This window comes from Pseudomonas sp. Bout1, assembly GCF_034314165.1.
Classification (GTDB): domain Bacteria; phylum Pseudomonadota; class Gammaproteobacteria; order Pseudomonadales; family Pseudomonadaceae; genus Aquipseudomonas.
Genome location: NZ_JAVIWK010000001.1, coordinates 702,628 through 716,187, shown reverse-complemented (window position 1 = coordinate 716,187; position 13,560 = coordinate 702,628). Strand labels below are relative to the sequence as shown.

The 13,560-nt window shown below is 61.6% G+C and carries 10 protein-coding genes and 1 pseudogene; 6 read left to right on the top strand and 5 right to left on the bottom strand.

What is annotated here, in order from left to right; translation table 11 throughout:
• The first annotated feature begins 320 nt into the window (after nucleotides 1-320).
• A complete protein-coding gene (locus RGV33_RS03110; protein WP_322143064.1) occupies nucleotides 321-1,667 on the top strand; it encodes an MATE family efflux transporter in 1,347 nt (448 codons plus the stop codon).
• Here the strand turns inward: RGV33_RS03110 and RGV33_RS03105 are convergent.
• The 5 genes from RGV33_RS03105 to RGV33_RS03085 all read right to left on the bottom strand — a co-directional run bounded on the left by RGV33_RS03105 (nucleotide 1,651) and on the right by RGV33_RS03085 (nucleotide 6,893).
• Nucleotides 1,651-2,514 (bottom strand): alpha/beta hydrolase, encoded by an 864-nt coding sequence (locus tag RGV33_RS03105; RefSeq protein WP_322143063.1) that lies wholly within the window; start codon nucleotides 2,512-2,514, stop codon nucleotides 1,651-1,653. The two genes, RGV33_RS03110 and RGV33_RS03105, sit on opposite strands and share 17 nt — an antisense overlap.
• A gap of 103 nt (nucleotides 2,515-2,617) precedes the next feature.
• Nucleotides 2,618-4,531: an arginine decarboxylase gene (gene speA, locus RGV33_RS03100; RefSeq protein WP_322143062.1), complete on the bottom strand. Its 1,914-nt coding sequence runs from the start codon at nucleotides 4,529-4,531 to the stop codon at nucleotides 2,618-2,620.
• Nucleotides 4,532-4,742: 211 nt separating this feature from the next.
• Nucleotides 4,743-5,114 carry a translation initiation factor Sui1 gene (locus RGV33_RS03095; RefSeq protein ID WP_167664869.1) on the bottom strand — a complete coding sequence of 124 codons (372 nt, stop codon included), beginning with the start codon at nucleotides 5,112-5,114 and terminating at the stop codon, nucleotides 4,743-4,745.
• A 172-nt stretch (nucleotides 5,115-5,286) separates the two neighbouring features.
• Nucleotides 5,287-5,823 carry an NUDIX hydrolase gene (locus RGV33_RS03090; protein WP_322143061.1) on the bottom strand — a complete coding sequence of 179 codons (537 nt, stop codon included), beginning with the start codon at nucleotides 5,821-5,823 and terminating at the stop codon, nucleotides 5,287-5,289.
• A 2-nt stretch (nucleotides 5,824-5,825) separates the two neighbouring features.
• Nucleotides 5,826-6,893, bottom strand: a complete 1,068-nt coding sequence (locus RGV33_RS03085) for a DUF2333 family protein (RefSeq protein WP_322143060.1) — start codon at nucleotides 6,891-6,893, stop codon at nucleotides 5,826-5,828.
• A gap of 274 nt (nucleotides 6,894-7,167) precedes the next feature.
• On the opposite strand from RGV33_RS03085, the gene RGV33_RS03080 reads away from it, so the two are divergent.
• The 5 genes and pseudogenes from RGV33_RS03080 to accC all read left to right on the top strand — a co-directional run bounded on the left by RGV33_RS03080 (nucleotide 7,168) and on the right by accC (nucleotide 13,404).
• A complete protein-coding gene (locus RGV33_RS03080) occupies nucleotides 7,168-8,838 on the top strand; it encodes a PleD family two-component system response regulator (RefSeq protein ID WP_322143059.1) in 1,671 nt (556 codons plus the stop codon).
• 1,507 nt (nucleotides 8,839-10,345) lie between these two features.
• A pseudogene (locus RGV33_RS34145) lies at nucleotides 10,346-10,852 on the top strand (methyl-accepting chemotaxis protein); the annotation flags it as partial.
• 239 nt (nucleotides 10,853-11,091) lie between these two features.
• Nucleotides 11,092-11,547, top strand: a complete 456-nt coding sequence (gene aroQ, locus RGV33_RS03070) for a type II 3-dehydroquinate dehydratase (protein ID WP_003217307.1) — start codon at nucleotides 11,092-11,094, stop codon at nucleotides 11,545-11,547.
• Nucleotides 11,548-11,572: 25 nt separating this feature from the next.
• Entirely contained in the window at nucleotides 11,573-12,028 is a 456-nt protein-coding gene (gene accB, locus RGV33_RS03065) for an acetyl-CoA carboxylase biotin carboxyl carrier protein (protein WP_088424725.1), read from the top strand.
• Nucleotides 12,029-12,045: 17 nt separating this feature from the next.
• Nucleotides 12,046-13,404: an acetyl-CoA carboxylase biotin carboxylase subunit gene (accC, locus tag RGV33_RS03060; RefSeq protein ID WP_322143057.1), complete on the top strand. Its 1,359-nt coding sequence runs from the start codon at nucleotides 12,046-12,048 to the stop codon at nucleotides 13,402-13,404.
• Nucleotides 13,405-13,560: the final 156 nt, after the last annotated feature.

Genomic DNA, 13,560 nt, shown 5'->3' with positions numbered 1-13,560 from the left:
GTAAAAGCCCCGCAATACTATCGCCGTCTGCGTATTCAACAGTTTCTGCATTTTCCATGCTGTTTCCCTTTTCTCGCGCTCAAGCGCGTCTGAGCACCACAAGGGTGTTGATTGATCAGTGACGGAATAGCGCCGGTATGGCGTGAAAAGGATGTTGCTGAACAGCCCGAGACCAAACAACTGACCGTTCGGCTAGGTTCTTGAATAAACCGAATCGCCTCACGCCCATCGAGGCGTCTCGTGTAGGAATACCGCTCTTCACATTGGATCTGCGTCGCCGCTAACGGCCAGTTACAATGCCGCTCCCCAAAGGAGCCCGCATGACTTCCCTGCTAACCGACTGGCGCGACCGCCCCACCCACCGCCGCGTGTGGGCGCTGGCTGCGCCGATGATCCTGTCGAACATCTCCGTGCCGCTGGTAGCGCTGGTAGACAGCATGGTCATCGGCCATCTGCCCCACGCCCACCAGCTGGGCGCCGTGGCCGTGGGCGCCAGCCTTTACACCTTCCTCGCCTGGGCCATGGGCTTCCTGCGCATGGGCTCCACCGGCTTCGCCGCCCAGGCTGCCGGGCGCGGTGACGGCGCGGCGCTGAGGCAGATTTTGTTGCAAGGGCTGTTACTGGCGCTGGGCCTGGGGATGTTGCTCGGCAGCATCGGTATTCCGTTAAGCGGCCTGGTACTGGACTGGATGCAGCCCTCGCCCGAGCTGAACCAACTGACCCGCGAATTTTTCCACACCCGCCTCTTCGGCCTGCCCGCCGCCCTGGCCAGCTACGCGCTGGTGGGCTGGTTCCTCGGCACCCAGAACGCCCGCGCACCACTGGCGATTCTGCTCACCACCAACCTCGTGAATATCGCCCTCAACCTGTGGTTCGTCCTGGGTTTGGACTGGGGCGTAGTCGGCTCGGCCCGCGCCTCGGTAATCGCCGAATGGACCGGTGCCCTCCTTGGCCTCGCCCTCACCCAAAAAGCCTTGCGCGCCTACCCCGGCCATATCGCCTGGGCCGCACTCAAGCTGTGGCAAAGCTGGCGCCCGCTGCTGGCGGTGAACCGCGACATTTTTATCCGCAGCCTGGCCCTGCAATCAGTGTTTTTCATGATCACCGTGCAAGGTGCTCGCTTGGGTGATGCGACGGTGGCGGCCAATGCGCTGCTGCTGAACGGATTACTGCTCACAGCTCATGCCCTGGACGGACTGGCCCATGCCGTGGAAGCCTTGTGCGGCCACGCCATCGGCGCCCACGACCGCCAGGCCTTGCGCCGATCACTGGTGGTGGCCTGTGGTTGGTCGCTGCTGGCCAGCATCGGTTTCGCGATCCTGTTCGCCGTGTTCGGCCACCTGTTCATCGCCATGCAAACCGATATCCCAAGCGTGCGCGAAACCGCCGACATCTACCTGCCCTATCTCGCCGTGCTGCCGTTGATCGCGGTGTGGAGCTACCTGCTGGACGGCCTGTTCATCGGCGCCACCCGCGCCCGGGAAATGCGCAACGGCATGCTGCTGACGGTGGTCATTTTGCTGCCGTTCGCCTGGCTGTTGCAGGGCCTGGGCAACCACGGGCTGTGGATAACCTTCCTGCTGTTCATGGCCTTGCGCAGCCTCACGCTGTGGGCGATTGCCTGGCGCCTGAACAAACAGGACCGCTGGCTTACTGGCCCGGCGTGAACTTGATAAACGCCGTGACCCGGTCCAACACTGGCGCCAGCCAGCGCAGCGGCCGGGACATGGACGCCACCAATGTGGCGTGGCTGGTTTTGGTGAAGTAGAACTCCTCCACCGGCACACCCGCTGCCCGCAGCTTATTCGCCAAGCCGCCGGTATTGCGCTTGGGGTTGACCAGGTTGTCGTCCACCGAGGCAATCAACAGGCTCGGCGGCGCGCTTTGGCTGACGTGGTTGATGGGTTGGGAATCGGGCGGCGAATCCGGATAGAAGAACACCGGGCGCACATCGCGGTTTTCAATCGGCAGGAAGTCATACGGCCCGGCGAGGCCGATCCAGCCTTTGAAGATTGACGGCGACAGACCAACCCCAGCCAGCCACTGTGGGTCCAGCGCCAGCATCGCCGCGTTGTAGGCGCCGGAGCTGTGGCCCATCACATACAGCGTGCGGGGATCGCCACCGTACTCGGCACTGTGCTGATACGCCCAGGCGACCGCTTGCGCGCCGTCCTGTAGAAACAGCGGGTAACGCACTTGCGGGTAAAGCCGGTAGTCGGCAATCACCACCACGATGCCGCGTGAGGCCAGGGCTTCGCCGACAAAACCGTAGTCATTCTTCGAGCCGCTGTTCCAGCTGCCGCCATAGAAAAACACCACCACCGGCGCATTGGGCAAAGCGGTGACGGGGCGGTAGATATCGAGTGTCTGGCGGGGGTCATCACCGTAGGCAATGGAGGATGTCTTGGTGAAGGTGCTGGAGGGTGTGAGTGCGTTGAGCACGTTGATGGGGGAGCAGGCTGCGAGCAGCGCGGCCATTGCCAGGGTGATCACTTGCAGGAGTTTACTCGACATCGCCTAGCCCCTCTTTGCGTAAACCCTGGCCTTTGTGGTGAGCGGGCTTGCCCCGCGCGAGGCAAGCTCGCTCACCACAAAAAAAGCTGCGCTGTACCCCGTATCAGGAGGACAGGTACGACGAACGCGTCAACCCAAGACGCAACGCGTCCAGGAACTGAGTCCGCTCCGCCGCCGTGATCTTCGCGCTGGCGCACTTGTCACGGTAGTGAGTCATCAACTCCTCCGGCGACAAGTGCACGTAGCGCAGCATGTCTTCGATGGTGTCGTGGGTCTCAATGCCGGCGCTGTACACCGAACCGTCTTCACGCTGGTAGATGTTCACCGAATCGGTGTCACCGAACAGGTTGTGCATGTCGCCCAGGATTTCCTGGTAGGCGCCCACCAGGAAGATCCCCAGCAGGTAGTCCTCACCTTCGTTCACCGCGTGCACCGGCAAGCTGGTCTCGATGCTTTGCTCGTCGACGTACTGCTTGATCTTGCCGTCGGAGTCGCACGTCAAATCCTGCAGCACGGCACGGCGCAGCGGCTCTTCGTCGAGGCGGTGCAACGGCAGGATCGGCAGCACCTGGCCGATGGCCCAGGTGTCCGGCAGGCTCTGGAACACCGAGAAGTTGCAGATGTACTTGTCGGCCAGCTTGTCGTTGAGTTCGTCCAGCACCTGGCGATGCGAGCGCTGGCGGGCTTTCAACGAGTTATGCAGGCGGCGGCACACGGCGAAGTAGCACTGTTCGGCCAGGGCTTTTTCGGCCAGGGTCAGCTTGCCGTCGGCGTACTGGGTAGCCACGTCGCTCATGTAGTGAGTGGCGCGCCAGTAGGTTTCGGTGACCATTTCAATGTCGGTCGGGCCCAGCAGGTCCACCAGCCATTGCACGGTTTCCGGCAGGCTTTCCTTGTTCTCGATTTCCGGCACGTCGTCGTTGTGCTTCTCGACGTCGGTCACTTGCACCACCAGCATGGCGTGATGCGCGGTCAGCGAACGGCCGCTTTCGGAGAAGATGTTCGGGTGCGGCAGGCTCTGCGCGTCGCAGAATTCCTTGAGCATGCCCACGACCACGCCGGCGTAGTCGTCCATGTCGTAGTTGATGGAGCTGGCGTTACGCGAGTGGGTACCGTCGTAGTCCACGCCCAGGCCGCCGCCGACGTCGATGTGGTCGACTGGCAGGCCGAGGTTGCGCAGTTCGCCGTAGTAACGAATGGCTTCCTTGAACCCATGCTGATAGTCGGCCAGGTTGGCGATTTGCGAGCCCATGTGAAAGTGCAGCAGGCGGATGCCCTGGTCCAGGCCCGCCGCGCGGAAGCGCTCGACCACCGACAGCAGTTGCGCCGCCGACAAGCCGAACTTGGATTTTTCGCCGCCGGTGTCTGCCCACTTGCTCGACGCCAGGGACGACAGGCGCACCCGCAGGCCCACCTGAGGCTTGACCTTGAGGTTGGCGGCCTCTTCGATCACCAGGCCCACTTCGGATTCTTTCTCGATCACGATGAAGACGTTGTGGCCCAGCTTCTGGCCCATCAGCGCGAGGCGGATGAACTCACGGTCTTTGTAACCGTTGCAGACGATGGTGCCGCCTTTCGGGGCCAGGGCCAGCACGGCCAGCAGCTCGGGCTTGGAGCCGGCTTCCAGGCCGATGGACACGTCCTGGGTGGCGATGATGTTTTCGATCACCGCTTCCTGCTGGTTCACCTTGATCGGGTACAACGCGGTGTATTTGCTCTGGTATTCCAGGCGCTCGATGTTCGCGTCGAAGGCACCGGTCAATTGGCGCACGCGGTCTTGCAGGATGTCGGGGAAGCGCACCAGCAACGGCAAGGACAGGCCGCTTTTGCGCAGCTCGTCCACTTGCTCGTACAGGTCGACGGGCGTGCTGTTCGGGCCGTTCGGACGGACTTCAACGCGACCGGCATCATTGATCGCGAAATACCCGGCCCCCCAATGGCGAATCCCGTAAACACTGCGGCTGTCCGCAACTGTCCATTGGCTGCCATCGTCTTTGCGTGTGCGTCGTACGGACATCGAAGTCCCCTATAAATGAAGTCGAAGTGCACCGGCCTGATCGGAGGCTGGCGCAGTCTAAAGAATGAAAATGACGATTTGCCTGTGAGAGGGGTAGACCCCACTTGCAGTGCAGAGTTTAGACACCGGTCAGGAACAGGCTCTGTGAAAACCATGGAGATGACAGTTCGCGTTCAGCAAGCGGTCATCGGGGTGGGTTTCACAGAGGCTGCTAGCCGCCGGATTTCTTCGCCTTGTAACCCAGCTTGATCAGCTCGGCCAACAGCAACTCGACGTGGTCGCCCTGGATCTCGATGATGCCGTCTTTCAAGGCACCACCGGTGCCACAACGCTTTTTCAGCGTGGTGGCCAACTCCTTCAGGGCGTCTTCAGCCAGGGGCACACCGGTGATGGTGGTCACCGTCTTGCCGCCACGGCCCTTGCTCTCGCGACGTACGCGGGCAATACCATCGCCTTCGGGAATCAGGGTTGTTTTGCAGGTACAGGCATCCACGGGCTGGCGACAGTCCGGGCAATGTCGACCTGCGTCGGTGGAAAATACCAGGCCACCAAGGGCGGCGAAGGATGCGGCTTTTTTGGCCACCGGCAATCCTCTTGGGAGGACAAAGACTGATCGATGGGGTCATCGACCGCGAAGCCCCACTCAGGCAGGGGCAGCGCACTGCACCGCCTGGGCGGCGCAGCTTGAAAAGTCGCGCAGTGTAACGGCAAAAACGCCCCTTGCTAAGGGCCAAATGGCGCCAATTTATGCAACTTTAGCGACGCAGGGCCAAATAACGACGCAACCCTTCCTGCGCATCCGGGCAATAGGGCTTTTGCTCGGCTTCCTGCAACACGGTTGCCAGTGGCACAAAGCGCGCCTCCATGACTTCTTCCGGCTGGATGTGCAGCGGCCCGTCCCACACGGCCGAGAACGAGGTGCACCAAAGCCGGCTGTCACCGTCTTCGAAGTAGAAATGATCGTGGGCCGTCAGTTCGACGCCACTCACCCCCAATTCCTCCTCCAGCTCCCGGGCCGCCGACTCGGCGTAGGTCTCGTGGGCCGCCACCATCCCGCCCGCCGCCGTGTCCCAGAATCCCGGGTACATGGCTTTGCTCAGGGTGCGCCGGTGCACGCACAGTTCACCGGCAGAGTTGAACAGGAAAATAAAGGTGCAGCGCCCGATCAGCCCGCGCCCGCGCAAATCGGAACGCACCAGGCTGCCGAGCAGGTTGTCCTGCTCGTCGACCCAGGCAATCAATTCAGCGTCGGAGGCGGCACGGTGCGCAGCCTCCCGGGTGGAAGCATCCATCATCAACCCTGGTTCAGGAGCTGACGCAGGTCGATCACTGCAGCGTTGGCCCTGGAAATATAGTTGGCCATGACCAGCGAATGGTTGGCCAATATGCCAAAACCACTGCCATTAAGGATCATCGGGCTCCACACCGGCTCCTGCGAGGCTTCCAGCTCACGAATGATCTGGCGCACGCTCACGGTGGCGTTCTTTTTAGCCAGCACGTCGGCGAAGTCGACTTCAATGGCGCGCAGCAGGTGCGACAGCGCCCAGGCCTGGCCGCGGGCTTCGTAGAACACGTTGTCGATCTGCATCCATGGGGTTTCCACCACTTCTTCGTCGACCTGCGGCACTTCACCCGGCGCCAGCGCTTCGGTTTTCAACGCGGTGTTGAGCTTGACCCGGCCTACACTGGCCGACAGCCGTTGCGACAGCGAACCCAGGCGGGTCGCCACATCACCCAGCCAGTTGTTCAGGTTGTCGGCACGCGCATAGAACAGCGCGCCGCGCTGATTCGGGTCAGACAACCGTGCTTCGTAACGGCTCAGGGAGTTGATGCCTTCCTGGTATTCCGACTCGCTGGACGGCAGCACCCAGCTCTTGTTGTCGAAGTTGAAGCGCGGCTCGGCCTTGGCAAGATCCGCGTCTTCCGCCGACTGCGACTGGGAACGGGCGAAATCCTTGCGCAGGGCACGGGTCAGGTCACGCACCTGTACCAGCACGCCGTATTCCCAGCTCGGCATGTTGTCCATCCACAGGCCCGGCGGGAACCGGTCGTTGGAAATATAGCCGCCCGGTTTGTTCAGCAGGGTGCCGACCACGGTCTTGAGGGTTTCGACGGTGGTGAAGCCCACCACCATCTGCTTGCCTTCCTTCTCGGCGGCAATTTGCGCGTTCTGCTGAACCGGGAACAACGCGGGCTCTTCGCTCCAGTACCAACCCAGGGCACCGGTGACCAACAGGTACAACGCAATCAGCGAGAGCAACGCACGGCTCATCAGCAGGTTACGGAAATAGCTGCGGGGGGCCGACTTGGTCTCGGGGGCCGGGCCCTTTGCACTGCCTGCGCGGTTTTTCCAGTCCAGCATGGCGATATCCTTTCAATCACTTGAGTTCAATAGCTACGACCACAACCCTACCCCATCGTGCCGAGCCGTGCGGCGCTTTTAGTCGGGGTGGCGCGTGCACGCGGCTCGACTATAAAGGATGCACGCTTTTTAAGCCCGCGTGACCGGTGGGTCGACAAATGAATAACCAGGACCTCGCAGTTAATTGACGTATGACACTCGTGCAACGGAAAAGAGGTGCTAGCATAGAGCCATCAGTTCGACCTCAGCATGCAGCCTAACTAGTAGTCAGGATATGACCGAGCCAGAAGACCCCAGCCGTGAGCGTCTCAAGCACCATTTTGCCCAGCGGGTAATTCATCAGGCACGTCAAATTCTTGAGATCTGGCAGCGCCTGCAACGCAGCGAATGGTCCACCGCTGACTTGTCCGAGCTCAGTGAGGCCAACCTGCGCCTGCTGCGTTTTGCCGAGCGCTTCGAGCAGCCGGAGCACGGCCAGTTGGCGCACCTGATCAGCGCTTCGCTCAAGGCGGTGGACGACAACCGCGGCCGCCTGAGCAGCCACCTGATCACCGAACTCAACCGCTTGATGCAGCGCCTGTCGCGCACCGGCCTGCGCCAGGGCGACCAGTTGGAACAAACCTTCCTGCCGCCGATGCGCAAGCCCATCTACGTGATGCTGGCCGATCATGACCGCGCCGAGCGCCTGGCCAAGCAACTGGAGTTTTTTGGCTTGAGCGCCCAGTCCCTCGACAGCGTGGCGGCGTTTCGCGCATCGATGGCCGAGCGGTTGCCGGCGGCCATCGTGATGGATGTGGATTTCTGCGGCACCGGCCTGGGCCTCAAGCTCGCCGCCGAAGCCCAGGAAGGCCTGGAGCAAAAGCTGCCGCTGCTGTTTTTCAGCCTGCACGAAACCGACACGCCTACCCGCCTGGCGGCCGTGCGCGCCGGCGGCCAGGAGTTCCTCACCGGCACCCTGGAAGCGTCGAGCCTGCTGGAAAAAATCGAAGTGCTGACCTGCGTCGCCCAGTACGAACCCTATAAAGTGCTGATCATCGACGACTCGCGGGCCCAGGCGATGCACACCGAGCGCCTGCTCAACAGCGCCGGTATCGTCACCCGCACCCTGATCGAACCGATCCAGGCCATGGCCGAGCTGGCAGACTTCCAGCCCGACCTGATCATCCTCGACATGTATATGCCAGCCTGCACCGGTACCGAACTGGCCAAGGTGATCCGCCACAACGACCGCTACGTCAGCGTGCCGATCATCTACCTCTCGGCCGAAGACGACCTGGACAAGCAACTGGACGCGATGAGCGAAGGCGGCGACGACTTCCTCACCAAGCCGATCAAGCCACGGCACCTGATCACCACCGTGCGTAACCGTGCAGCCAGGGCGCGCAACCTCAAGGCACGGATGGTGCGCGACAGCCTCACCGGGCTGTACAACCACACGCACATCCTGCAATTGCTCGAAGACTGCAGCTTCCGCGCACGCCGCGAGGCCAAGCCATTGAGCTTTGCGATGCTCGACATCGACCATTTCAAGCGGGTCAACGACAGCCACGGCCACCCCATGGGCGACCGGGTGATCAAGAGCCTGGCGCTGTTTCTCAAGCAGCGCCTGCGCAAGACCGACTATATAGGCCGCTACGGCGGCGAAGAATTTGCCATCGTGATGCCCGACACCGATCTCGACGCGGCCTGCAAAGTGCTGGACGAAATCCGCGGGCGCTTTGCCGAGATCCACTACCCCGCCCAACCGCAGGATTTGTGGTGCACCTTCAGTGCCGGCGTGGTGCAACTGTGCGACGGCTCCGACAGCCTGATGATGGCGGCCCAGGCTGACGAGGCGCTGTACCGTGCCAAGGACGCCGGGCGTAACCGGGTGATGGCGGCCCGTACACCAAAGCAAAGTGCCACCTTTTCACCGGAATCCACCGAATCCGTCATAACTCTGTAATAGAAACGCAATAACTTCAGGCACTTACTTCTGCTGTCGGTTGAAACCACGCATGCGCCTGAAGCTGCTGACGAATCTGAACACCCTCTTGCTGGTCGCCGTTTGCCTGGCCCTGGGCGCGACGCTCTGGTGGTCGCAACGCGCCCTGGAACGGCCCTATCTGTTGATGGAGCGCTACCTCGGCCTGTCGCAGACGTTCCAGAACCAGGCCGCGCGCAATATCGATGATTACCTGGCCAGCGGCGACGCCCTGCGCCTGAGTAGCGCCAGCCAGAGCCTGGAAAACCTGTTGCAGCAGCTGGATGAACTGCCGGCAGACCTGGCGCAAAACCTGCGGCCCAGCCTTGTGGACCTGGACACCTTCAGCAAGACCGACCTGCTGGCCGCCGGCAAGCTGGCCGGCGACCCGCAAGCCCTGTTGCTGCAAGCCGAACGCGAACTCGGTGCCAACCTGGAGCAACTGAACCAGTACGCCAGCGGCGTCAGTACGCCCGAGGCGGCGCGCTATCTGCCGCCGTTGTTCGCCGCCTCCCAGCACCTGGCCAAACTTTCCCTGGCCCGGGACAAACTGGTGAGCAGCGGGCGCAGCGAACTGGCCGACGATGTAGAGCGCGAAGTCAGCAACATCCGCAGCCAGGCTGACGTGCTGGGGCAATTGCCATTGCTGGGAGTGACCGCCAGCAGCGAATCCAATACCGACGACTTCTCGGCCATGATGGGCCTGGAAAACACCGAAAAAACCGTGGCCCAGGACACCGGCGTCGACCTCAAGCGCGAGCTCAACAGCCTGCTGACCCGCTACCCCGCCGAACTGAAACGCACCCGCGAGCAAATCCAGCAACGCACCGAACTGGCCACCAGCACTTACCTGAAAATCAACGCCGTGCAGCACGCCATCGCCGGGCTGGAGCCGGTGGTGCGGGCCCAGCATGCGCAGATCCAAGGCGAAGTACGGCTGATGCAAGGCGTGATGATTGGCCTGATTTTGCTGATTGCGCTGCTGATCGACACCTTGCAGCGGCGCCTGGCGCGGGTGCTGACCAACCTGGCGCCGGCCTTGTCGACGTGGGCCGAAGGCGATTTCAGCCGGCCCATTGCCTTGGGCAAGACCAACCGCGAACTGCACGCTATCGAAGAGTCCCTGAACCGCCTGCGCGCTTATCTGGTGGACCTGGTAGGCACCATCACAGGCAACGCCGAGCAAGTGGCCGGCAGCAGCAGCGCGCTGGCCGAACTGAGCAGCGGCATGCACGATGGCGCCGAGCGCCAGGCCGGTGACACAGCGCAGATTCGCGATTCCCTGGGCGAACTGGAAGCCACGATCCAGCAGGTGGCCGGCGACGCCAGCCAGGCTGCCGAAGCCAGCCGCAGCGCGGGCCAGGCCGTCGAGCAAGGCCAACGGGTGATCGGCCTGAGCCTGACCGGGTTGCACGCATTGGTCGGCGAAGTGCAGATAAATGCGCAGATGATCGAGAAACTCGCCGAAGAGTCCGCAACCATCGGTGGCGTACTGACGGTGATCCGCTCGATTGCCGACCAGACCAATCTGCTGGCCCTGAACGCCGCCATCGAAGCCGCCCGAGCCGGTGAAGCCGGTCGCGGGTTCGCCGTGGTGGCCGATGAAGTGCGCTCCCTGGCCCAGCGCACCGCTGGCGCCACTGCCGAGATTCAGCACCTGATCGCCGGCCTGCAAACCGCGGCCCGCCAATCGGTAGAGGGCATGCGCGCCCAGGTCGAACACGCCGAAGCCACCGCCGAGCAAGCACAGGCAGCCGACGGCGCGCTGGATGAAATCGTCGGCGCGATCCAGACCATTTCCGACACGGCGGTGCGGATTGCCGATGTCACCGCGCAACAAAGTAGCGCCGTCAGTGAAATCCGCGATAACAGCGAGCGAATCCACCAACTGGGCGAGGAAAACCTGCTACGAATTGGCCAGGGACGTAGCCAGGGAGAGCACTTGCTGGTACTTGGCGGGCAACTCAATACCGCCGTGCAAGCCTTCCGCGTCTGACACACGCCCTGCAGGAGCCGGCTTGCCGGCGATGAGGCCCGCACATTCATCGCCCTACTCACAGACGCCATCGCCGGCAAGCCGGCTCCTACAAATGACCGAATTTGACACCCCGGTCACATATTTTGCGCAATCCTCGCTAATCGTGCTGCCTACTGCATAGAACTGGACAGTCACAAAGCCTTTGCGGCATAGTCGCCGGGTTCTACCGTGCCCACATCAATAACAAGGAACAGCCGATGGCGACCTTACTGGTTCTTCACGGACCCAACCTGAACCTGCTCGGCACCCGCGAACCGGGCGTCTACGGGGCAGTGACCCTCGAACAGATCAACCTCGATCTGGAGCGACGGGCACGTGATGCCGGCCACCATCTGCTTTACCTGCAAAGCAATGCCGAGTACGAATTGATTGATCGCATCCATGCCGCGCGCAGCGAAGGCGTGGATTTTATCCTGATCAATCCCGCCGCTTTTACGCACACAAGCGTTGCATTACGTGACGCGCTGCTGGCGGTGAGCATCCCATTCATCGAAGTGCATTTATCGAACGTGCACAAACGCGAACCTTTCCGCCATCACTCTTACTTCTCCGACGTTGCGGTAGGAGTGATCTGCGGCCTTGGCGCCAGCGGTTACCGACTGGCCCTGGAGGCCGCCCTGGAACAGCTTGAAGACACGGCCAAGCGCCCCTGACCGACCCTTTGGGAGTTGATGATTCATGGATATCCGTAAAGTTAAGAAATTGATCGAACTGCTGGAAGAATCCGGTATCGACGAGCTGGAGATCAAGGAAGGCGAGGAATCCGTACGGATCAGCCGTCACAGCAAGACCCCGGCCCAACAGTTCTACGCACCACAGATGCAAGCGCCGGCGCCTGCGCCAGTGGCTGCCGCTCCGGTTGCAACCGTTGCCGAAGCCCCTGCTGCTCCGAAACTGAACGGTTTTGTGGTCAAGTCGCCAATGGTCGGTACCTTCTACCGCACCCCGGCACCGACTTCGCCAGCCTTTGTTGAAATCGGCCAGACCGTCAAAGTGGGCGACACCATCTGCATCGTTGAAGCGATGAAGATGATGAACCACATCCAGGCTGAAAAAGCCGGTGTGATCGAATCCATCCTGGTAGAAAACGGTCAGCCGGTTGAATTCGACCAACCGCTGTTCACCATCGTTTGAACCGCGGAGAGCCAACGATGTTGAAACCTGCGAAGCTGGAAAAAGTCCTGATCGCCAACCGCGGCGAAATCGCCTTGCGAATCCTGCGTGCTTGCAAGGAAATGGGCATCAAGACCGTCGCGGTGTACTCGACTGCCGACAAAGAGCTGATGCACTTGGGTCTGGCTGACGAGACAGTTTGCATCGGCCCGGCGCCTGCCAACCTGTCTTACCTGCACATCCCGGCGATCATCGCGGCCGCTGAAGTGACTGGCGCTACCGCCATTCACCCAGGCTACGGTTTCCTCGCGGAAAACGCCGATTTCGCCGAACAGGTGGAAAAATCCGGTTTTGCCTTCATCGGCCCGAAAGCCGACACCATTCGCCTGATGGGCGACAAGGTATCGGCCAAGCACGCCATGATCGCAGCCGGCGTGCCAACCGTTCCCGGCTCCGACGGCCCATTGCCTGAAGACCCGGAAACCGCTCTGCGCATTGGTCGCGAAGTCGGTTACCCGGTGATCATCAAGGCCGCTGGCGGCGGCGGTGGTCGCGGCATGCGCGTTGTGCACAAGGAAGAAGACCTGATCGAGGCGGCCAAGCAGACTCGCGAAGAAGCGGGCGCCTGGTTCAGCAACCCGATGGTCTACCTCGAAAAATACCTGACCAACCCACGCCACGTGGAAGTCCAGGTACTTTCCGATGGCCAGGGTCACGCGATTCACCTGGGCGACCGTGACTGCTCGCTGCAGCGTCGCCACCAGAAGGTGCTTGAAGAAGCACCGGCACCGGGCCTGGATGAAACCGCCCGTGCTGAAGTTCTGGCGCGTTGCGTCAAGGCCTGCATCGACATCAACTACCGGGGCGCGGGCACTTTCGAGTTCCTGTACGAGAACGGCCGCTTCTACTTCATCGAGATGAACACTCGTGTGCAGGTAGAGCATCCGGTCTCGGAAATGGTCACCGGTATCGACATCGTCAAGGAGATGTTGAGCATCGCCGCTGGCAATAAGCTGTCGTTTACCCAGGATGATGTGAAGATCCACGGCCACTCGCTCGAGTGCCGGATCAACGCCGAAGACCCGAAAACCTTTATCCCAAGCCCTGGCATGGTCAAGCACTTCCATGCACCCGGCGGCAACGGCGTTCGCGTCGATTCCCACCTGTACAGCGGCTACAAGGTTCCGTCGAACTACGACTCCCTGATCGGCAAGCTGATCACCTGGGGCTCGACCCGTGATGAAGCCATGGCACGCATGCGCAATGCCCTGGACGAAATCGTGGTAGACGGCATCAAGACCAACATCCCGTTGCATCGGGACCTGGTTCGCGATGAAGGCTTCTGCGAAGGTGGTGTGAACATTCACTACCTGGAACACAAGCTGGCTAATCAGTAAGCGAAGTGATCCACCCAACAAAGCCGCCTTCGGGCGGCTTTGTTGTTTCTGGGATACAAAAAACACCACAAAACCCTGTGGGAGCTGGCTTGCCTGCGATGGCGGTGGATCAGTGAGGTAATGCTCCGCTGACACTCCGCTATCGCAGGCAAGCCA